We start from the raw sequence: 21064 nt of genomic DNA, 5'->3' as shown, positions 1-21064 counted from the left end.
CCGGTCAGGCTGTGGAGCCGTCCTTCAGGTGGCTCCGGATCCGTGACCGTAGCGCCCGCCGGGCCAGCGGACCCAGCTCGTCGACCACCTCGACCAGGACCGCGAGCTGGTCGAGCGCCGCCATCGCCTGCCGACCACCGTCATGATCCACACCCTCGTAGAGCTCCAGCCCCACGAACGCCGCCGCCACCGCCTTGGCCAGTCCGGGCAGGTCGGCGACCTCGGCCACCGGCGAACCGGCCAGCAGTCGCCGCAGCACCGACTCGATCTCGTCCGACCACATCCGCAACGCCGCCGCCGTCGGCCCGGCCAGCCGCTCCCCGGTCTGCGCGGCCGCGAGCATCTGCGCCAGCACCGAGACGTTGCCCGCCGCCAGTTCCGCTTCATGCAGCTCACTGCCCACGGCCAGCAGCTCGCGCAGCGACGTCACCGCGGCGAAGCGGTCCGCATAGGCGGCCACCCGCTCCCGGGTCGCCTGCTCACAGGCGGCGCCGAGCAGTTCATCGACCGAGCCGTAGTGGTAGAAGACCAGCGCCTGGTTGACCCCGGCGGCCGCCCCGATGGTCCGGGCCGAGACCCCGGTGACACCGTGTTCACGCAGCGCGGCCAGGGCACCGTCGAGAAGGCGCTGCTTGGTGTCGCTCATGACCGGACATTCTGCCTGAGCGCCACTCGCGGCGATGCGATCAGGTCACCGCGACCTTCTCGCTCGAAACCCGGCGGCGGTACGCCCGGAACAGCCCCAGCCCTGCCGGGCGCCGGTGGACGAGACCCAGTCGCGGAACTCCGGGCCGATGGCGGCGATCCGGCCGGGCCGGTGGTCAGGACTGGAAGCGGCCGTCCTTCGGCAGGCCGGCGGCGGCCAGCAGGGACACCACATACGGGCCGTCGCCCCAGGCGTCGGCCTCGATCAGGGCTCGTACCGCGGCCAGCTGCAGGTCGGTGAAACGGCTGATCAGCTTGTCGGTCCGGGGGAACACCGCGTCGACCAGCGCTCCGATCAGCTTGGTGCGCTCCTGGCCGGGGCGGGTGCGGCGGAGCCGGCCGATCAGCAGCTCGACACGGTCGGCGGCGGTCGACGGGTCCAGTCGGGACAACGCGAGGGCGGCCAGGGTGCACATGTCGCCTTCGAGGAACGGCCAGTTCGGCACCGGGTCGTCAGCCTCCAGGAGGCACTCGTAGACCTGGTCGATCACGTCCCGGGGCGGCCGGGTGTAGAGGATGGCGACCGAGATCGCCGCCGCCCACCGCTCGGTCGGCACCGGACCGCCCAGGCGCATGGCGAGCGCCCCGGTCAGCTGCCGGTCGGCGGCCACTCCACCGGCGAGGGCGGCGGCCACCGAGGCGACCGAGGCGACGTCGACGCTCTCGGCGGGCTCCGACGCGATCAACCTGGTCAGGGCGGGGACCACGACGTGGCGTTCCTCGGGGAACCAGGACAGCAGGTGCGCGGTGTGCATCCGGACCGCGGGGTCGTGGTCGTTCAGCGCCGCCAGAAATGCCGGAATCCGCGCGCGAACCGCATCATATGCCGCCATGTCCCACTGCTCGGGTGCCAGCGTCGCTCGCAGCACGGCCGGATCGGGGCGCTCGATCAGCCACAGCGTCTCGTCGCCGATCGCGATCAGCCGCAGCAGTTGGCAGGCGCCGAACCGGTCGGCGGCGGCCGGGTCGGCGATCACGTCGATCAGGAACGGGATGGCCGCGATGCTCGTCGGGAACCGGCTGCCCTGCTGGACGAGTGTGCCGGCCAGGTAGTTGTAGGCGCTGCGCCGGAGGAACTCGTCACTTGACCAGAGCGCGTGCAGGGCGGCGGGCACGCCCGTGGAGGCGCGGGGATCGCGCGTCAGGGACACCCAGTTGACGGCATCCACCATGTGCGAGCGCTCGGGCATACCCCGGAATCTAGACGATCATCTCCGCATACGACGCCCGCCCCCGGCAGCCTCAGCAGCGATCGGGGGCGGGTGGCCGTACGAAACCGGATTCAGGCGAGGATGCGGGCGGCGACCGCCTCGCCCATCCGGATGGCGCCGTCGACGTGCTGGAAGCCGAGGCCGGCGATGTCGCTGCTGGCGAAGGCCAGCGGGCCGACGTCGGAGCGGAGGTGCCGGCCGTATCGGGTGAGCGAGCCGATGTCGAAGGAGGTGCCGAAGGCGCCGACCGTCCACTCGTCGGCCATCCACGGGCTCTCGTAGTAGTGGACCGGTGTGAGCGCCTGCTCGCCGTAGTACGCGGCGAGCGCCTCCAGGACCTTGCGGCGGCGCTCCTCGGCGGAGAGCGCGAGCAGACCGTCGGCCTTGACGTCGGAGACGAACCCGACGAGCGTGCCCCGGGTCTCGCCCTCGACGTCCTCGTTGGTGTTGTCGTAGGCCTCGTGGACCAGCGAGTACGGGCTGAACGCGGTCCCGGACAGGCCGAGGTCGCGCCAGAACGGCGTCTCGTAGGTGATGTGCAGCTTGATCACCAGGCCGAACGAGATGTGCTGACGCATCTGGGCCTGCACCGGCGGCAGTGCCGGGATGTACTGCACCCGGCTGACCAGCGTCGGCGGGACGGCGAGCACCACGTGACGGCCGCGGTAGGCGCCCCGACCGGTGAAGACCGTCGCGCCGTCCTCGGTCCACTCGATCTTGGTGACCGCCTCGTCCAGCCGGACGGTCCCCTCGGGCAGCCTCGCGGCGAGCGCCAGCGGCACCCGCTGCAGGCCACCGACCACCCGCCGGTCCAGGATGAAGTCGGCGTCGACCAGGTGGCTGAAGCCGCCCGCGCTGGCCGCCATCAGCACCGCCGACAGCGCCGAGAACGAGTGCGCCGGTTTGGTCAGCATCGCCGGGCCGACGTAGAGGCCGACGTTGTCGCGGGCCTCCGGGTCGTCGGTCTGCTCGGCCAGCCAGGCGGCGAACGAGATCCGGTCGAGCTCCTCGGCGTCCGGGTGCTCCCACGGGCTCAGCGGATCCATCATCGCGGCGAGCCGGTCCAGCTCTTTGACCAGGCGTTCCACCTCGGCGGCGGTGGTCTCGGAGACCGGGAACTTCTCCCCCTCGAAGGTACGGCGTACGCCGTCGCGCCCGATGTAGACCGAGTCGCCGGCCCGGTAGCGGGAGTACATCTCCAGGTCCAGCTCGTCGATCAGCGCGAGCAGCGCGGCCTGGTCCGGGGAGACCCACTGGCCGCCGACCTCGAGACGGACGCCCTCGACGTCCTCGGTCAGCAGCCGGCCGCCGACGCGGTCGCGGGCCTCCAGGACGAGCACGCGGCGGCCGGCCGCGTGCAGGCGGTTCGCGACGGTGAGTCCGGTGACACCGGCCCCGACCACCACGACGTCGAAGTCGGTCACGACTCTCCTCCAGGTATAGCGGGTTCCTGCTGGGTGATGCAGTGGATGCCACCACCGAGCGCGAAGATCGCCCGGGCGTCGACGCCGACCACCCGGCGGCCGGGGTAGGCGGCGGCCAGGATCTCGAGCGCCTCGGCGTCCCGGGGATCGTCGAACGTGCAGGCGACGACACCGGCGTTGCACACTAGGTGATTGACATACGAGTGATCAACTGGGCCGCGGGCGTCCTCGATCCCCTCCGGAGCAGGCAGATCGATGATCTTCCAAGTGGGTTGCAGTGCGGCCCGGAGTCGGCCGGACAGCTCGTGGTCCGGATGCTTCGGCGACGGCTGGACGTGCAACAACACGGTCTCCGGGGCCGGGAAGGTGGCCACGATGTCGACGTGCCCGCGGGTGCCGAACTCCTCGTAGTCACGGGTCAGGCCGCGCGGCAGCCACACCACTTCACGGACCCCGAGGGTGCGTCGCAGCTCACCCTCGACCCGCTCCCTGGTCCACCCGGGGTTACGGCCCGGGTCGAGTTGCACCGTCTCGGTGACCAGCACCGTGCCGCGCCCGTCGACGTGGATGCCACCGCCCTCGTTGACCATCTCCGAACTGATGATCGTGGCGCCGGCCCACTCGGCGACCTGCCGGGCGATCTTCGCGTCCTTCGCCCACTGTGCCCAGCTCTGGCCGCCCCAGCCGTTGAAGACCCAGTCGACGGCGCCCAGGCCGTCCGGGCCGACGACGAAGGTGGGGCCGATGTCGCGCATCCACGCGTCGTCCAGCGGGGCCTGGAAGTATTCGACGGCGCTGCCCAGCCAGTCGTGGGCGTCCCGGATCGCGGACGGGTCGACCACCATCCGGACCGGTTCGAACTCGGCGACCGCGAGCGCCACCGATGCCCAGGCCTGCCGGGCCGCGTCGCCGTCGGCGTAGCCCGAGGACGGCCACGCCATCCAGGTGCAGGTGTGCGGCTCGGTCTCGGCCGGCATCCGCCAACCGCTGTCGGAGAGCGTCATGCCAGACCGCCGTAGGTGTCGGGGCGGCGGGTCCGCAGGAACGGGAACAGGGTCAGCCAGTCTCCGCGCTGGTTCAGGTCCAGGTCGGCGACCAGCACGGCCTCGCGGTCGCGAGGGGCCTGCGCGAGGATCCGGCCGTACGGGTCGACGATGAACGAGGAGCCGTAGAAGCTGATCCGGCCCTCGTCGCCGGTCCGGTTGGGCACCACGATGAACAGGCCGTTGGCGATCGCGTGACCGACGATGACCTGCTGCCAGAGGGGCTGGGTGTCGAAGTCGGGGTGGTCCGGTTCGGAGCCGATCGCGGTCGGGTAGGCCAGCAGGTCGGCACCCTTGAGCGCGTAGGAGCGGGCCACTTCGGGGAACCACTCGTCCCAGCAGGTCGGCAGCCCATATCCAACATTTCCGGAATAGTGGATGGGATACGCATCGTCGGCAGGGCCGGGGCGGAAGTACTTGTCCTCGACATAACCTTCGGTGACCGGAATGTGCGTCTTCCGAGTCCTACCGACAAGGCTTCCGGATTTATCGACCAATACCGCCGTGTTGTACCCCAGCCCGTCGCCCAGATCGACGCTCTCGTAGAGAGAAGCATGCACCAGGATGCCGTGCCGCCGGGCCGCCTCCGCCGCGAGCGCCACGGTCGGCCCGGTCGCCAGGTCCTCGGCCAGCGACACGGGTTTGCCGGCCGGTTCCTCGAACGCCGGGTACCTGGACAGCGTCAGCTCCGGCAGGAAGACCACCTCGGCACCGGCGTCGGCGGCCTGCGCGATCCCGCCGAGCAGCACCTCGCGCAACTCGGCGGGGTCCGGCCGCCAGTGGTGCTGGACCAGCCCGACCCGCAGCGGCGGCCGGGTCGGCTCGTCGACACGAGCCGGCGAGTCATACCCCGCGGACCGGATCAGTTCCATGGTCGTCCTCATCTTTCAGCGTGCCACCGCACTTTAACGAACGGCATTCGTTTTACTATGGTGGTCCGCCTCACCGGAACGCAAGGGGTTCGCCGATGGCTCGTCCCACCACGCCGAAACTGTCGGTGCCGAAGATCGCCGCGGCGGCGCTCGCCCTCGTCGACGCCCGCGGTGAGTTCACCATCGGCGAGATCGCGACCGCACTATCGGTCCGCCCGTCGTCGATCTACAACCATCTGAGCGGCAAGACCGAGATCATCGAGGCGATGCGAGCGCTGATCTTCAGCGCGGACCCGCCCGCCGACACCTCCGGGGACTGGCCCGACGCGCTACGGGCGCTGCTGCTGCGCTATCGGGACGCGTTCGCCCGCCACCCCCGGCTCATCCCGATGCTGACCGCGCACACCGTGTCCTCCCCCGACGTGGTGCACATGTACGACGACATCGCCACCGTCCTGCACTCGGCCGGCATCCCGACCGGGCAGCTGCTCGACGTGATCACGGTGCTGGACAGCTTCGTGATCGGGTCGGCCCTCGACATCGCGGCACCCGACCAGGTCTGGGATCCCACCGAGGCCCGCACGCCGGTGCTGGTCGCCGCGATCGAGGCGGCCGGCCGGGGGCGGGAGCGCGCCGATCGGGCCTTCGCCCTGGGGCTCGGGCTCATCCTCGGCGCGCTCACCACCTTCGCCGCGGATCAGGGGCGCGGGTAGATCAGGTACGGCTTGCGCTTGCGGTCGAAGGCGGCCAGCTCGTCCGCCCAGGCGCCGGTCACCTCGGCCAACGGGGCACCGGCGTCGATCATCGTGCGGAACCGGTCCGAGCCGGCCAGCTTGTCCACGAAGTGCGGGATCGGCCACGGGTCGGTTCGCCAGGTGAAACCCGGGTAGCGCTTGGCCTCGATCAGCATCGCGGTGGCCGTACCCACCGGGTCGAAGACCCTGGGATCACCGACCCGTACCTCCACACCCACGCAGAGCCGATCGACGAACTTACCGACCCGGGGTTCGAAGTAGGCCTCCCGGAACTCGACGCCCGGCAGATCGAGCCCGGCCAGCCGGTCCCGCCAATGGAAGTCCAGGTTCGGCGCGCCGGCCAGCTCGAACGGGCGGGTCGTCCCCCGACCCTCGGACAGCGACGCCACCCCCTCGAACAGGCAGGTGCCGGCGTAGACGAGCGCGGTGTCCGGAGTCGGCATGTTCGGGCTCGGCATCACCCACGGCACGTCGGTGTCGGCCGCGAACAGGTCGCCGCGCCAGCCCTCGCACTCGATCACCTCGAGGCGCACCTTCGGCAGCCACTCACCGCGGTAGAGACGGGCCAGTTCGCCGATGGTCATACCGTGCTGCTGGACGATCTCCTTCTTCCCGATCGCGGACACGAACGCCGGTTTCAGCATCGGCCCGCGGGCCCGGCCCCCGATCGGGTTCGGCCGGTCCAGGACGACATAGCGCAGGTTCAGCGCGGCGGCCGCCGCCATCGAGTCGAACAGCGTCCAGATGTACGTGTAGAACCGCGCCCCGACGTCCTGGATGTCGAAGACCACCGTGGTCACCCCGGCCTCGGTGAACATCTTCGTCCAGCCGTCCAGGGTGGCCAGGTAGCCGTCGTACACGCGCAGGCCGGTCCGCGGGTCGGTGGCGATGCCTTCGTCCCCGCCGACCGGCGCGGAACCGCGGAACCCGTGCTCGGGCCCGAAGATCGCCGCGATCCGCACCCCGTCGGCGTGCATCCGGTCCACCAGGTGCCGGTATTCGCGGTCGACGGCGGTCAGGTTGGCGACCACACCGACCTTCTCGCCGTCGAGGGCGGCCCATTTCGCGGCGGCCAGCCGGTCCATCCCGGTGCGCACCCGTTTCCGGGCCGGGGCGGCGTCCGCCCGCGTCGGGATCGCCAGCCCGGCCAGTGCGCCACCGGTCGCGGTCAGAAGATTTCGTCTCATCACGGCCGCAAATCGTATTATACGGACATAGCACTCACCCGAAGAGCAGGTCGATCAGGCGGTCGCTCGCCGCGAAGTAACCGCTGGGACCGTTGGCCGGCTCGGCGAGGATGCGCCGACAGCCATCGCCCTCGACATTGAGGGTGCCGCCCGGCTCCAGGTGGACCACGGCGAACCGGCTCGCCGGAGTGTTGCAGGTGGCGACCCCGGGAGCGGCCGACTCGACCTCCGCGCGGATCGCCGTCCAATCGGCCGCCGACAGCAGGCCGCCGTCGCGGAACTCGCCCGCCGGTTTGCCGGTGCCGCGCTCCTTCACCGGCACGTCGTAGACGCATCGCCGCGCCGAGGTGGTCGCGGGCAGCGGCGCCAGAGTGGTCTCCTGCACGTTCTCAAGACCGCCACTGGCCCATGTCATGTCGCCGTACTGCTGCGAACACCCGGCACTGGCGGCCTCGTCCGATTCGAGCTGCGCCACCACCCGGCTCTTCACGGTGACCGTGGTCAGCTTCTCGTACGCCCGCCGGAACTCGATGCGGGGCTTGGTACAGGAGTCGATCGGGATGCCGGGACGGATCCACCGGCCGTCCTTGTCGATCAGCGCCAGCCACGGCACCGCGGGCAGGTCGGCGGTGCAGGCCTGAGCGGTCTGCGCCTCGTCGGGCAGGCGCAGCGCCGGCAGGAGCCCGGTCAGGTCGTCGGCGCGGGCCTCCACGGCGGTCATCTCGCTGCCGCCGCCCGGCCGCTCCCGGATGCCGTTCCGGCAGATCACGGCGGCCACCGGCGCGAACGTGTCGTCGAGGCGAGGCAGGGTGAGCGCATCCTGGGCGTCCGCGTACTCGGGAGAGGCCACGTCACAGGACTCCCAGCGGGTGTTGACCACGGGCGGCGCCCCGCTGGGCAGCGGCTGGGGATCGGTCCCGCCGATGTCGGTGTCGGGCCGGGCACATCCACCGGCCAGCAGGGCGATGAGCACCAGGGTCGTCACGCGTGCGCGCATGGGTTTCTCCTCCGTGTCGGCTCTTCACTCAGACGGGACGACTCCCCCGACGGTTGCCGCCTTCGGTATCGAGGCACACCTGCACGTCATAGAGCAGCCGGACCGGCACCCCGTTGCTGACACCCACGAAAACCGGATCAGCCGCCGGGGTACGGCCACAGCGCCACACCTCCTCCCGGGCGGCGTCCACCGACACCCGGTGGACCCGGCCGGCCAGATGCAACTCCATGACCTTGCGTGCGGTCGTGCGATCACTGTCCAACTGGACGCGGAAGACCGGCACGGGGCCACCTCCTTGAACGCCGGTAACCTGACTTACCAACGTTAACCTAAGATGGGGCGGTGACCTCGATCTGGCTGCGCGCCGAACCGGAGCGGCCTCGCCGCACCCCCCAACTGACCAGGGACCTGATCGTCGCGGCGGCGGTGGAGCTCCTCGACTCCGCCGGTGCCGAGGCGCTCACCATGCGTCGCCTGGCCGAGCGCCTCGGTGTCACGTCGACCGCGCTCTACTGGCACGTCCGCACCAAGGACGACGTTCTCGACCTGGCCGTCGACGAGGTGTTCGGCGAGGTGCCGCTCCCGGCTCCGGGCGCCGACTGGCGGGCCGACGTCCGCGGGCTGGTGCACGGCTGGCGCGCGGCGATGCTCGCCCACCCGTGGACGCCGGCGCTGATCGGTCGCCCACTGATCGGGCCGAACGTGCTGGCCCGCACCGAGTTCCTGCAGGCCGCACTGGTCCGGGGTGGCCTGACCGGCGAAGCCCTGGCGGTCACCACCCACCTGATCGCCGACTTCGTCATCGGCTCGGCGGTCACCCGACAGGCGGCCGGGGACGGCGCGCGCCGGCGGATCACCGCCGACCCGGACGTCTATCCGCATCTCGTCGAGTCGGGGCACCTCGACGAGTCCCGGTGGAGCGGTGACCTGCTGTTCAGCGGTGGGCTGGAGGCGATCCTCGGCACGGTCGGCTGATCGGTCAGGGCGGGCAGTTGCGGCTCGTGCGGCGCACCTCGTACTCGCTGTCGTCGTCGGTGATGCCCGAGGGCTCACCGGCGAAGATCGCCTCCCGTTTCTCCCCGGCCGCCCGCTGCTCGTAGTGCAGGTGGGGCGCGCCGGACTTGCCGGTACTGCCGATCCGGCCGAGCTGCTGGCCCCGCGTGACCTGGTCACCCTCGGCGACCATCGGCGGTTCGAGCATGTGCAGGTACTGGGTCTCCCACAGGCCGCCGTGGTCGATCTTCACCCAGTAGCCGGCGCCACTGCCGTACGGGCCCTTCGGGTTGTCCGGGGTGCGGGAGCCGAGGGTGCCGTTGACGCCCGCCTCGACCACCGTGCCCGCGAACGAGGCGTGGATCGGGCGGCCCCAGGCGCTGCCCGACGACGGGAAGAAGTCGATGTCGAAGTCGTCGTGGCCCGGGTAGGTGCCGAGGATCCAGGTCTCACCGCACGCCACCGGCAGCTGGAAGTCGGGACGAGGGCCGGGGGTGCGCGTGCGCGGGACCAGCACGACGAGCAGTGCGGCGACGGCCAGAAGAGCGACGGCCACGGCGATTCCGGTACGGGTGCGGGCTGTCACCCGGCCGATCCTGGCAGAGCGTGTCAACGCGCTCCCCGGCAGTCTGTTCTTTCCGAAGCACCGGTGACGGGCTGACCGCCTTCTGGTGTGTCCGGGGCGGGTGGCCGTACCCCCGAATGGTTTGACATCGCCGTCGGCGGCAAAATCGGGACCATGAAGCGGGGTCTTTGGGCGGCCGGAGCCGCCGTCGCCGCGGTGGCGGCCGTCGCGGTGCGTGATCTGACACAGCGCAGGCATGCACTGCTGCGCAACTTCCCGGTGATCGGGCACGGTCGTTATCTGATCGAGGCGATCGGTCCGGAGTTGCGGCAGTACGTGGTGGCGGCCAACGACGAGGAGCGGCCGTTCACCCGTGACCAGCGGCGATGGGTCTACGCGTCGGCGAAGAAGGAGAACAACTACTTCGGGTTCGGCACCGACAACGACATCGAGTACACCGCCGGATATCCGATCATCAAGCACCGCACGTTCGGGCGGGCGGTGCCTCGCTCGCATCCGGAAGCCGGATACGAGGCCTCGGTGCCGTGCGCGAAGATGCTCGGCGCCGCGCGCGGGCGGGCCAAGGCGTTCCGGCCCGCGTCGGTCGTCAACATCTCCGGGATGAGCTTCGGGTCGCTGTCCGGTGCGGCGGTGGAGGCGCTGAACCGGGGCGCGGCCATCGCCGGCTGTCTGCAGAACACCGGCGAGGGCGCCCTGTCACCGCACCACAGGTACGGCGGTGAGCTGGTCTTCCAGATCGGCACCTCCTATTTCGGGTGCCGGGACGAGCAGGGCCGGTTCGATCTGGCCAAGCTCAAGGCGGTGGTCGAGACGAACCCGATCCGGGCGCTGGAGATCAAACTCAGCCAGGGCGCGAAACCGAGCCTCGGCGGCCTGCTGCCCGGCGCGAAGGTGTCCGCGGAGATCGCCGAGACCCGCGGCATCCCGCAGGGCGTCGACTGTGTGAGCCCGTCGCGGCACGCCGAGTTCTCCGACACCGACAGCCTGCTCGACTGGGTGGAGTTGCTGGCCGACGAGACCGGGCTGCCGGTGGGCATCAAGTCGGCCGTCGGTGACCTGGACTTCTGGGAAGAACTGACCACGCTGATGGCGACCACCGGCCGGGGCGTCGACTTCGTGACCGTCGACGGCGGCGAGGGCGGTACCGGCGCCGCCCCGCTGATCTTCTCCGACTCGGTGTCGCTGCCGTTCCAGGTCGGGTTCGCCCGGGTCTACAAGCTGTTCGCCGAACGTGACCTCCACGAGAAGGTCGTCTTCATCGGCGCCGGAAAACTCGGCCTGCCGGACAATGCGATCGTCGCGTTCGCGCTCGGCTGCGACATGGTCAACGTGGCCCGCGAGGCGATGCTGGCGATCGGCTGCATCCAGGCCCAGAAATGCCACACCGACACCTGCCCGACCGGCGTCGCCACCCAGAACCGGTGGTTGACCCGGGGCCTCGACCCGGCGCTGAAGTCGGTGCGGGCCGCCAACTACGTCCAGACGCTGCGTCGCGACCTGCTCAAGGTGGCCGAGGCGTGCGGTGTCGAACATCCCGGCCTGATCGAGACGTCGTCGGTGGAGATCCTCGACGGGCGGACCACGGCCACCCCGCTCGACCGGGTCTACGACTACCAGCCCGGGTGGGGCCTGCCCTCGAAAGCCGACCGGGAGGCGGTCATCGCGCTGATGCTCGATGAACCGCAGGGCGGCAGCGCGCCTCCGTCACGTTAGATTCGCGTTGACGCGTCCTGTCGCCGGGGTGCGGGCGGCCGCTCTGGCCGACGGGCCACCCGCGATCCGGCACCTGCTGGACGTCTCGGCTGTTTGAATGAGCCGGTGAGGTCCGCGTGGCGCTGGTACGTGGTGATCCTGGTGGCCGCGGTGCTCGGGTATTTCCGGACACCGGACACCTGGCTGCAGACCGTCGTCTACGACTCGATCGCGGTGTCCGGTGTGATCGCGATGGTGATCGGCGTGCGCCGCAACCGGGCCGAGGCCGCCCACCTGTGGATCATGTTCGCCGGGTGCAAACTGCTCGCGGCCTGTGGCGACTTCGTCTACGCCTGGTACGCCCGCCATCTCGGCCTGTCCCTCTATCCGGCCCCGGCCGACGGGTTCTATCTGGTCGCCGGGGCGTGCGAGGTCGCGGTGCTGGTGTCGATCCTGCGTCGCCGCCTGCCGGCACGTGACCCGGGCGGGCTCATCGAGGCGGTGATCATCACCGGGTCGGTCTCGCTGATCGCCTGGGTGTATCTGCTGAAGCCGGCCACCCAGGACGACGAACTGACCGCCGTCGGCAGGATCGTCGCGATCAGCTATCCGATCCTCGACCTGCTGCTGTTCATGCTGCTGACCCGGATGCTGGTCGGCGGCGGCATGCGCAACGGCGCGTTCCGGCTGCTCGCCTGCGGCATGATGAGCTACCTGGCGGCCGACTACGCGTGGGCGTTCACCGACCACTTCCAATTCGACGCCGGCACCTTCGGCAGTCACCTGCTGGACTCCGGCTACCTGCTGGCCTTCGTCCTGTACGGCGCGGCCGGCCTGCATCCGGGCATCCGCGACCTGGCCGCGCCGGTCCAGGTGACCGAACGTGGCTTCTCCCGGTGGCGACTGGCGCTGCTCACCGGGGCCACCATGATCGCGCCGGTGCTGCTGGCCGCGCAGGCGTGGTTCGACGACAACCGGGTACCCGACGCCCAGGCCATCGCGGGCGGCTGCGTCGGCATGTTCCTGCTGGTGGTGGCCCGGATGACGGTGCTCATCAGACAGGTCGAACGGCAGGCGTCGAAGCTGGAGAGCCAGGCCGAGGAGCTCACCGAACTGGCCCAGCGGGACACCCTGACCGGCCTGGCCAACCGGCGGGCCTGGGAGCAGGCGCTGCCGCTGGCTCTCGATCACGCCCGCCGCGACGGGACCCTGCTCACCCTGGCGGTGCTCGACCTCGACCATTTCAAGCGGTTCAACGACCAGTACGGCCATCAGGCGGGTGACCGGCTCCTGAAGGAGGCGGCCGCGGCGTGGGCGAGCGGTCTGCGCGCCGGTGACCTGCTGGCCCGGTACGGCGGTGAGGAGTTCGCCCTGATCATCCCGTGCGGCGGGAGCAGACTGGCCGCGGAACTGCTGGATCGGCTGCGCCCGCTGACACCGTCCGGGCAGACCTTCTCGGCCGGCGTCGCGGTGTGGGACGGGCAGGAATCGTCGGAGGCGCTCTTCGCCCGCGCGGATGCCGCCCTCTATGAGGCCAAGGGAGCCGGCCGCGACCGGGTGGCGCTGGCCGCCTGAGTCTCGTCGCGCATGAACTCCCGGACCACGGCGGTCAACGCGTCGGGCGTTTCGATCTGTGGCAGGTGCCCGGTCTCCGGTAGCAGGGTGAACCCGGCGCCGGGGATCGCGGCGGCGAAGGCCCGGCCGAAGTCGGGGTCGCCGATCCGGTCCGCCTCGCCCCACACGACCAGGGTCGGCCTGGTCACCCCGCCGAGCCGGCCGGCCAGCGTCGGGTCGGTCATCGCCCGTCCCGCGTACACCTCGATGGTCACCCGATTACCGGCCATCATCTCCCGGACCGGCGGCGGCAGCCGGGCCGGGTCGACGCCGAACGTCGCCGGGTCGTGATAGCTGCGCTCGGCCAGCTCGGCCGGGCTGAGCGCGAAGAAGTCGGCGACCGGGTGGCCGGGGACCTCGATGCCCACCGCGTCGACCAGGACATACCGGCCGACCCGGGCCGGATCGAGCAGAGCCATCTCGGCGGCGATCCAGCCGCCGATCGAGTTGCCCACGACCGTGACGTCGGTCAGGTCGAGGGCGTCGAGCAGGGCGACATAGGTGGCGGCGAGGCCGCCGATCGAGTCGAGCGCGGCCGGGCGCGGGGTCGCGTTGAAGCCCGGGTGGGTCGGGATCAGCACGTGCGCGGCCTGCAGGTCGGCCCAGGGTGTGACGGTCAGCGGGCCACCGCCGCCGTGTAGGAGCAGGATCGGGCGGCCCTGGCCGCGCTCGGTGACGGTGACCTCGACCGGGCCGATGCCGTCGACGGTCAGCAGATGAGAAGTCATGTAAGGAACCTTAGATCAGGTTCCTTAGGTAAGCAACCTGCGATAACCTGGGCGGCATGAGCGCCTCGTTGCAGCAGGTCGGACTGGCCGTCAAACGCCTCCAATGGCGGCACCACCGCGAGGCCAACCGGCGACTGGCCCCACTCGGCCTGTCCCTCGTCCAGTGGGACACCCTGCGTCACCTGCACGCCGAACACGAGCCGTCACTGCACCGGCTGGCCGAGCTGACCTTCCAGACCGATCAGTCGATGGGCGAGCTGGCCCGGCGGATGGTCGATCGCGGTCTCATCGAGCGCGTCGAAGGCCCCGGCCGCAAAGTCCAGCACCGGCTCACTCCGGCCGGCGACGACCTGCGGCGGGCGGGGTCGGCCGCAGTCGACGAGGTGCTCCGGGAGTCCCTCGGCCACCTCACCGACAGTGAACGCGACACCCTGCACGAACTACTACTCCGGGCCACCGGCGCGTAACGGCTTCGGGCGGCCGTCTCCCCCGGTCGTTGCGTCGACGGTGGAGTCCCTGATAGTGGTGTAACGCGGTTGGCGTGATCGTCTGCGTCGGACATCCCGTCCGGCATAGAGCGCGGCCATCGCGTGATCTTTCGAGCGAACGTCTCACGGAACTCTCGAAAGGGAATCGTCACGATGGCCGCACCACACATCATCGACCCTGCCGGTCTGCTCGGCCAAGCCCTCGGCGACGCGTCACCGGATCTGATGCGTCACCTGCTGTCGACCGTCATCAACAGCCTGTTGTCGGCTGAGGCCGACGCGGTCTGCGGCGCCGAATACGGCGTGGCCGGCCCGGAGCGGGTCAACTCCCGTAACGGCTACCGCCACCGCGAGCTCGACACCCGCATCGGCACCATCGACGTGGCCGTGCCGAAACTGCGGTCCGGCTCGTACTTCCCCGAGTGGCTGCTCGAACGCCGCAAACGGGCCGAGGCCGCGCTGGTCAGCGTGGTCGCGACCTGCTACCTGCTCGGCGTGTCGACCCGGCGGATGGACAAACTCGTCCAGACACTCGGGATCACCAGCCTGTCGAAGTCGCAGGTGTCACGGATGGCCGCCGACCTCGACGAACAAGTCCACGCCTTCCGCACCCGCCCGCTGGGCGAGTCCGGGCCGTTCACGTTCGTGTCCGCCGACGCGCTGACCATGAAGGTCCGGGAGCAGGGCCGGGTCGTCAACGCCGTCGTGCTCGTGGCGACCGGCGTCAACGCCGACGGCCACCGCGAGGTCCTCGGCGTCAAGGTCGCCACCAGCGAGACCAAGCAGGCGTGGAACGCGTTCTTCGCCGATCTGGTCGCCCGCGGCCTGACCGGTGTCCTCCTCGTAACCTCCGACGCCCATGCCGGCCTGGTCGACGCGATCGCGGCGAACCTGCCCGGCACGTCGTGGCAGCGCTGTCGCACCCACTTTTCGGCAAACCTCATGGCCGTGACCCCGAAGTCGGCATGGCCGGCGGTCAAGACAATGCTGCACTCGGTCTATGACCAGCCCGATCCGGGGTCGGTCAACTCCCAGTTCGACAAGCTGCTCGACTCGATCGGCGCATCGTTGCCGAAGGTCGCCGCCTACCTCGACGACGTCCGCGCCGACCTGCTGACCTTCACCGCCTTCCCGCAACCCATCTGGCGTCAGATCTGGTCGAACAACCCCAACGAGCGCTTGAACAAGGAGATCCGCCGCCGCACCGACGTCGTCGGGATCTTCCCCGACCGCGACGCCGTCACCCGACTCGTCGGCGCTGTCCTGGCCGAGCAACACGACGAATGGACCGAAGGCCGCCGCTACTTCGCCCTCGAAATCCTCGCCAAGGCCCGCGACGGCGCCAAGACCACCACAGCCACCACCGAACTGCCCGAACTCGAAACCGCGACCAGTCTCTAACCAGCACAACTCGAAAGATCAGCCGTTACACCACTTCCAGGGGCTTGACCGCGTCGACCCGCCGCCGTCGCCTCTACGCGGCCGGCCTTCCTTACGTCGCTGCGGCGCGGGCCGCCCTCGTTATGTCGCTGCGGCGCGGGCCGCCTTCCCTATGTCGTTGCGGCGCGGGCCGCCCTCCTTACGTCGTTGCGGCGCGGGCCGTCCTCCTTACGTCGTTTCGGCGCGCAGGATCCGTACCGAACCGACCGTGGCGTAACCGCGCCACTCGATCGCCGCAGCCGGGCTGTAGGCCGGGAAATCGACCGCCCATCCGCCGTCCGGCTGCTGGCCGGCGGCCAGCCGGTCCAGGTCGGCGGCGATGGCCTCCTTACTGAACAGCGCCCGCGACGCCCTGGCGGCGTCCGGCGTGAAATCGAGCGGATGCAGCACTTCGCCGACGGTGCCGCCGACCGGCGTCGGACCGTCGGTCCGAACCATGGCCGCGACCCGTTCCAGCAGGCGACCCGGCTCCGGCACGGCGTCCAGAAAACGCATGACGAACATCAGCTCGTACGCGCTGGGCGCTCCCGACAGCCCGTCGATCACCGACAGGCAGTACCCGGTGGCACCGGTCAGCCACGGATGCCCGGCCAGGTCGGGCCGACCCCGGACCAGGCGGTGCGCCTGGGCGGCGAGCTGCGTGGTCATCTGGAGCGACGACGCGTCCGGGTCGGCCGTGGTCCAGTGCGGGGCGCTGCCGTCGATGTCGGCGAACGGCAGGGCGAACGGGATGCCGCCGTCGCCGAGGGAGTGCTCGGCCAGCCAGTCGAACAGCCGGGGCGAGCGCGAACCCGTGTCACCGACCTCGGCCAGCACCTCCAGCGCGTGCATGGCGGCGACCGGCTGACTCGTCACCGAACGCAGGTCGGGTTCGAGCGCCCAGCCGTACCCCCCGTCGGGGTTGTGATAGGCGTCCAGAGCGGTCAACACCTGCTCGGTGGTGGCGGCGCCGAGCAGGTGGCTCATCCGCCGCCAGTCGAGGGCACGGCCGTTCATCGCGACGAACCTGGCCGCTGCGTCGAGATCGAAGCTCATGCCCCTGATCCTGCCCGGTCAGGGATGCGGGCGCACGGCACCCGACACGCACCGCAGCACCAGCCGCAGCGTGTCGTGGCGGGACGCGCCGTGCTCGGACACGTAGCTCCAACCGGCGTAGAGCTGCGACCACACCAGATTGAGCACCCAGACCGGCGGCAGCTCCGGATCGATGCTGCCGTCGGCGTGCCCGCGCCGGACCATGGCGTCGAACCCGTCGTCGCAGCCGCCCTCGTCGGTCTCGACCTGCTCCCGGAAGAGCAACGACAGCACGTCGCCCAGATCGAAATATTCCTGGCAGAGCCGCACCAGGGCGGCCGCGCCGGCGCCCTCCTCGATCCGGGCCCGGGCGCCCGCACCGTCGACGCGGGCGATGGCCTCGGCCCGCAGGGCGGCGATCAGGTCGCTGCGCTCCGGAAAATAGCGATGCAGAGTGGTACGCCCGACGTCCGCCGCCTCGGCCACGTCACCGAGCGACGCGGCCGGATTGCGGGCCATCACCTCGATCGCCGCGTCGAGGATCGCCTGCCGGGTCCGGGCCCGGCTGCCGGATGGGACGCTTGTCACCGGCGCAGAATAACACTTGCCCAGAACGGAACATCAGTGTTCCACTATGGGCATGCCGGATCCCACGCGCCTGAGAACCCTCCTCACCGTGCTCCGCCCGCATCGCCGCACCATGCTGCTCGGCCTGGTCCTCGGCCTGGCCGCCAACGCCGCCGGTCTGGCCACCCCGATGGTCACCAAGTGGGTGCTCGACAGCTTCTCCAGCGGCCTCGATCTGGCCCGTCCGGTCGCCGTCCTGGCCGGCCTGGTCGTCATCGGAGCCGCCATCGGCCTCTGGCAGTGGATCCTGATGGGCACGCTCGCCGAGCAGATCGTCCTGGACGCTCGCACCTCGATCATCAGGCGCTACTTCCGGGCCCGGGTCCTCGACCTGCAGCGCCGTCCCACCGGCGAGCTGGTCACCCGGGTCACCTCCGACACCGGCCTGCTGCACGCCGCCTCCGGCAGCCTGATCGGCCTGATCAACGCGGGTGTCGGCCTGATCGGCACGCTGATCCTGATGGGCGTCCTCGACCTGACCCTGCTGGCCTGCACGCTCAGCGCGGTCGTGGTGGTCGGCGCCGGGATGAGCCGCCTGCTGCCCCGCATCGGCGTCGCACAGACCGCCGCGCAGGAGTCGGTGGGCCGTCTCGGCGCCAATCTGGAGGGTTCGCTGCGGGCCATCCGCACGGTCAAGGCGAGCCGCGCCGAGACCCGCCAGGGCGACCAGATCATCGGCAACGCCCAGGACGCCGCGACCCACAGCATCCGGGCCGCGCGGGTCTCGGCCACCGTGTGGACCATTTCGTGGTCCGGCATCCAGCTCTCGGTGATGCTGATCCTGGCCGTCGGGGCGTGGCGCGCCAGCCTGGGCCTGCTCGAGGTGTCCACACTGGTGGCGTTCCTGCTCTACGTGTTCCAGTTGATGGGCCCGATCAGCGAGCTGACGCAGAACCTGACGGCGCTCCAGTCCGGCATGGCCGCCGCCGCCCGCATCAACGAGCTCGACACGATCGGCCAGGAGCCCGCCGATCACTCCCCCTCCGCAACGGACGGTCCGGCCGTGTTCGCGCCCTCGGCGACGGCGGCGGGTGGGCCGGTCCTGGTGCTGCAAGGGGTCACCGCCCGTTACGGCCCCGATGTGGCGCCCGCGGTCCGCGGCATCGACCTGGAGATCCCGCGACACGGCCACACCGCCATCGTCGGCCCGTCCGGCGCCGGCAAGACCACACTGTTCTCGCTGCTGTTGCGTTTCCTGGAGCCGGAGCACGGCCGCATCCTGCTGGACGGCCGGCCATACACCGAGTGGAGCCACTCCGAGGTCCGCGGCCGGCTCGCCTACGTCGAGCAGGAGACCCCGGTGCTGCCGGGCACCATCGCGGACAACCTGCGGTTCACCCATCCCGACGCCACCGACGACGAGATCCGAACGGTGCTGACCGCCGTCCGACTGGACGGCGTCGACCCGGCCCTGAGCGCCACCGACCTGTCCGGCGGCCAGCGACAACGGATCGCCCTGGCCCGCGCGTTGCTGCGCACCCCCGAGATCCTCCTGCTGGACGAGGCGACCGCCCAGGTCGACGGTTTGACCGAGGCCGCCGTGCAGGACTGCATCCGAGAGCGAGCCTCGTCCGGCGCGGTGGTGACGATCGCCCACCGCCTGTCCACAGTCCTCGACGCCGACCGCATCATCGTCCTGGAGGACGGCCGGGTCCGAGCCCAGGGCACCCACACCGACCTGTATTCCACCGACGACCTGTACCGCCGCCTGGTGGAGGCCCTGCGAATAGCCGCCACCGACACGACCTACGCCTAGACACCTTCTGGGTTGGGGGTCTGGCGCAGATCCGCTGTGAGGCTTGCGGGTGATCGTGTCGGCAGGTGGGTGTCGGTTGTGCTGGTCGGTATGCGATTCGGCGATGGCGGCGGCGTTGACCAGGCCGAACGGGCACGACGGGAGCGAGTGCGGCGTCAAGCGGGGCAGACGTTCGCCGAGGGTAGATCGGCGGTCGAGTTCGCCGCCCGGCTGGAGGTGTCGACGAAGTCGGCCTACCAGCGGCGGGCCTGGGCTGCCGGTGGCGCACAGGCGCCGGCCTGGACTGCCGGTGGCGCGCAAGCGCCGGCCTGGACCGCCGGTGGCGCGCAAGCGCCGGCCTCAAAAGGGCCGGTTCCGAACGCCAGACCTGATCCGGCTGCTGGATGCCGCCCACCAGCAGCTCCAGACGCCGATCGTGCTGGGCTGGGACGGCCTGTCCGCGCACCGGACACCGGCGACGCGGGCGGCGATCGCCGCCCGGAACTGGCTGCGGGTCTACCAGCCGCCCGCGTACGCGGCGGAGCTGAACCCGGTAGAGCTGCCCGCGTACGCGCCGGAACTGAAAGGTCTGGTCGACGATGAAAGGCAGCCTCGCCAACCTCGCCGTCCACACCGCCACCGACCTGGCCGCCGCGGTGAAGAACCGCCTCAAACGCATGCAATATCGCACCCGTCTGATCGACGGCTACCTCACCGGAACAGGTCTATCTCCGCCATCACCAGCCAGACCCCGACCGCGAAAGGTGTCTAGAGCCGTCCTTCCCCTTGGCTACAACGTGGATTCGGGCGGCGCGCCGGTGTCCGGCTCCTCGTGGGCCAGGAACACGGCCTCCCCGCCGGCGAGGAACATCAGGTCTCCTCCGGCGGTGGCCGCCAGCCCATCGACCGGGACCTGGGCCGTCAGCTCATCGACGGTGCGGTGCTCGGCGACATCCCAGATCGTCACCCGGTGGGAACGGATCACACCGGCCATCAGCTGCCCAGCGGCGTCGAAACAGATCACCGGTCCGGGCGCTCCCGGCACGCAGCCACTCGTGGCGTCGAGTCCCCGGGGCGCGTCCTCCTCGATGCCGGCAGCCGACGGCGCGGTGTTGCGGCGGACGGCCGGAACCGTGGTAGCGGCCGGAATCCTGCTGGCGGCCGGAACCCCGGTGGCGGCCGGAACCCCGGTGGCGGCCGGAACCCCGGTGGCGGCCGGAACCCCGGTGGCGGCCGGAATGGGGGTCACCTGGAGGACGCCGTCAGCGTCTGCCGTCACGGTCACCGGGTGGCCGTCGAGGAAGACGATCGGGTGGGGTTCGAACTCGTCTCTGGCGACTTTCCGGCCGGAGGCCAGGTCGATCAGGACTCCCCGCCACTTGTCACCGGCCAGGGAAGCGATCAACCGGCCGCCGATCGAGACGAGACTCAGGTGGGAACCCCGGCGGCCGGTCAGTGACACCGAGGTCAACGGTTCGCCGGTGCGGCCGTCCCACAGTTGTAGGACGTTGCCGCGGTCGAGCGACACCAGGTAGGGCCGCCCGGCGTGATGACCGCAGGCCAGCGCCGTGAGGCCGGCCGCGCGGTCGGTGCGCCGCTCAGCGATCAGGCCGCCGTCGCGCCGGTAGAGACGTAGGCACCCGCTGCGGTCCCCGACCGCGAGCAGATCCGCCCCGGGCGAGCAGCCGACCGCGGTGACGAACCCGTCCGTCGACGAGCCGGTGTCGGCCACCCAGACGGGCCGCCATCGCGGCGCCGAGCCATCGGGCCGGACCGAGAGAGCCGACGCCACCTCCGGGGAACTCTTGACCAGCGCCTGCCGCACGGTGCCGCCCTTCCAGCGAAGTGACGCAGCCCATGGTAGTCCCCGACGGGACAGCGCCCACCACTGTCCACAGTTGATCTCTTGAGTTTGCGGAACGCCACCCATAGCACCGGCACTCTCCGCCGTCT

General features: G+C 70.7%; 20 protein-coding genes. 7 read left to right on the top strand and 13 right to left on the bottom strand.

Annotation, left to right across the window (positions count from 1 at the left end; all coding sequences use genetic code 11):
- Positions 1–4: 4 nt before the first annotated feature.
- From Q0Z83_RS07155 to Q0Z83_RS07135, 5 genes are all read right to left on the bottom strand, one after another.
- Positions 5–646, bottom strand: coding sequence for a TetR/AcrR family transcriptional regulator (locus Q0Z83_RS07155; RefSeq protein ID WP_317793009.1), 642 nt, complete (start codon positions 644–646; stop codon positions 5–7).
- A gap of 175 nt (positions 647–821) precedes the next feature.
- Positions 822–1895 (bottom strand): HEAT repeat domain-containing protein, encoded by a 1074-nt coding sequence (locus tag Q0Z83_RS07150; protein ID WP_317793008.1) that lies wholly within the window; start codon positions 1893–1895, stop codon positions 822–824.
- A gap of 92 nt (positions 1896–1987) precedes the next feature.
- A complete protein-coding gene (locus tag Q0Z83_RS07145) occupies positions 1988–3340 on the bottom strand; it encodes a flavin monoamine oxidase family protein (protein ID WP_317793007.1) in 1353 nt (450 codons plus the stop codon).
- Positions 3337–4344: an agmatine deiminase family protein gene (locus tag Q0Z83_RS07140; RefSeq protein WP_317793006.1), complete on the bottom strand. Its 1008-nt coding sequence runs from the start codon at positions 4342–4344 to the stop codon at positions 3337–3339. The genes Q0Z83_RS07145 and Q0Z83_RS07140 overlap by 4 nt, the downstream gene beginning before the upstream one ends.
- Positions 4341–5255, bottom strand: a complete 915-nt coding sequence (locus tag Q0Z83_RS07135; protein WP_317793005.1) for a nitrilase-related carbon-nitrogen hydrolase — start codon at positions 5253–5255, stop codon at positions 4341–4343. The genes Q0Z83_RS07140 and Q0Z83_RS07135 overlap by 4 nt, the downstream gene beginning before the upstream one ends.
- Positions 5256–5350: 95 nt before the next feature.
- Between Q0Z83_RS07135 and Q0Z83_RS07130 the strand changes: the two genes are divergently transcribed.
- Positions 5351–5968, top strand: a complete 618-nt coding sequence (locus tag Q0Z83_RS07130) for a TetR/AcrR family transcriptional regulator (protein WP_317793004.1) — start codon at positions 5351–5353, stop codon at positions 5966–5968.
- Here Q0Z83_RS07130 and Q0Z83_RS07125 read toward each other — a convergent pair.
- Genes Q0Z83_RS07125 through Q0Z83_RS07115 form a run of 3 tightly spaced genes read right to left on the bottom strand, consistent with a single transcriptional unit; the run spans position 5953 to position 8477 of the window.
- Positions 5953–7197, bottom strand: a complete 1245-nt coding sequence (locus Q0Z83_RS07125) for an exo-beta-N-acetylmuramidase NamZ family protein (protein ID WP_317793003.1) — start codon at positions 7195–7197, stop codon at positions 5953–5955. The two genes, Q0Z83_RS07130 and Q0Z83_RS07125, sit on opposite strands and share 16 nt — an antisense overlap.
- 34 nt (positions 7198–7231) lie before the next feature.
- Positions 7232–8194, bottom strand: coding sequence for a hypothetical protein (locus Q0Z83_RS07120; RefSeq protein WP_317793002.1), 963 nt, complete (start codon positions 8192–8194; stop codon positions 7232–7234).
- Between the two features lie 28 nt (positions 8195–8222).
- The gene (locus tag Q0Z83_RS07115) at positions 8223–8477 is read right to left on the bottom strand and encodes a hypothetical protein (protein ID WP_317793001.1); all 255 of its coding nucleotides are present in this window, start codon (positions 8475–8477) and stop codon (positions 8223–8225) included.
- Between the two features lie 59 nt (positions 8478–8536).
- Here Q0Z83_RS07115 and Q0Z83_RS07110 point away from each other — a divergent pair, with 59 nt between their 5' ends.
- Positions 8537–9169, top strand: a complete 633-nt coding sequence (locus Q0Z83_RS07110) for a TetR/AcrR family transcriptional regulator (RefSeq protein WP_317793000.1) — start codon at positions 8537–8539, stop codon at positions 9167–9169.
- A 4-nt stretch (positions 9170–9173) separates the two neighbouring features.
- Here the strand turns inward: Q0Z83_RS07110 and Q0Z83_RS07105 are convergent, their stop codons facing one another.
- Positions 9174–9773 (bottom strand): M23 family metallopeptidase, encoded by a 600-nt coding sequence (locus tag Q0Z83_RS07105; RefSeq protein WP_317792999.1) that lies wholly within the window; start codon positions 9771–9773, stop codon positions 9174–9176.
- 153 nt (positions 9774–9926) lie between these two features.
- Between Q0Z83_RS07105 and Q0Z83_RS07100 the strand changes: the two genes are divergently transcribed.
- Together Q0Z83_RS07100 and Q0Z83_RS07095 are read left to right on the top strand one after the other, a co-directional pair.
- Complete coding sequence (locus Q0Z83_RS07100; RefSeq protein WP_317792998.1) at positions 9927–11486, top strand: FMN-binding glutamate synthase family protein; 1560 nt, start codon at positions 9927–9929, stop codon at positions 11484–11486.
- Between the two features lie 105 nt (positions 11487–11591).
- Positions 11592–13040, top strand: coding sequence for a GGDEF domain-containing protein (locus Q0Z83_RS07095; RefSeq protein ID WP_317792997.1), 1449 nt, complete (start codon positions 11592–11594; stop codon positions 13038–13040).
- On the opposite strand, the gene Q0Z83_RS07090 is transcribed toward Q0Z83_RS07095, so the two are convergent.
- Positions 12992–13807, bottom strand: a complete 816-nt coding sequence (locus Q0Z83_RS07090) for an alpha/beta fold hydrolase (protein ID WP_317792996.1) — start codon at positions 13805–13807, stop codon at positions 12992–12994. The genes Q0Z83_RS07095 and Q0Z83_RS07090 overlap by 49 nt on opposite strands.
- Before the next feature lie 56 nt (positions 13808–13863).
- Between Q0Z83_RS07090 and Q0Z83_RS07085 the strand changes: the two genes are divergently transcribed.
- The gene (locus Q0Z83_RS07085) at positions 13864–14274 is read left to right on the top strand and encodes a MarR family winged helix-turn-helix transcriptional regulator (protein ID WP_317792995.1); all 411 of its coding nucleotides are present in this window, start codon (positions 13864–13866) and stop codon (positions 14272–14274) included.
- Between the two features lie 174 nt (positions 14275–14448).
- Positions 14449–15696: an IS256 family transposase gene (locus Q0Z83_RS07080; protein ID WP_317792994.1), complete on the top strand. Its 1248-nt coding sequence runs from the start codon at positions 14449–14451 to the stop codon at positions 15694–15696.
- A 207-nt stretch (positions 15697–15903) separates the two neighbouring features.
- On the opposite strand, the gene Q0Z83_RS07075 is transcribed toward Q0Z83_RS07080, so the two are convergent.
- Positions 15904–16770 (bottom strand): hypothetical protein, encoded by an 867-nt coding sequence (locus Q0Z83_RS07075; protein WP_317792993.1) that lies wholly within the window; start codon positions 16768–16770, stop codon positions 15904–15906.
- Between the two features lie 18 nt (positions 16771–16788).
- Positions 16789–17337 (bottom strand): TetR/AcrR family transcriptional regulator, encoded by a 549-nt coding sequence (locus Q0Z83_RS07070; RefSeq protein ID WP_317792992.1) that lies wholly within the window; start codon positions 17335–17337, stop codon positions 16789–16791.
- A 52-nt stretch (positions 17338–17389) separates the two neighbouring features.
- On the opposite strand from Q0Z83_RS07070, the gene Q0Z83_RS07065 reads away from it, so the two are divergent.
- Positions 17390–19132 (top strand): ABC transporter ATP-binding protein, encoded by a 1743-nt coding sequence (locus Q0Z83_RS07065; RefSeq protein WP_317792991.1) that lies wholly within the window; start codon positions 17390–17392, stop codon positions 19130–19132.
- A 769-nt stretch (positions 19133–19901) separates the two neighbouring features.
- Here the strand turns inward: Q0Z83_RS07065 and Q0Z83_RS07060 are convergent.
- Positions 19902–20936 (bottom strand): WD40 repeat domain-containing protein, encoded by a 1035-nt coding sequence (locus Q0Z83_RS07060; protein ID WP_317792990.1) that lies wholly within the window; start codon positions 20934–20936, stop codon positions 19902–19904.
- Between the last annotated feature and the right edge of the window lie 128 nt (positions 20937–21064).

It is taken from the genome of Actinoplanes sichuanensis, assembly GCF_033097365.1.
GTDB lineage: Bacteria > Actinomycetota > Actinomycetes > Mycobacteriales > Micromonosporaceae > Actinoplanes > Actinoplanes sichuanensis.
This window is presented reverse-complemented; position numbering and strand designations above follow the sequence as displayed.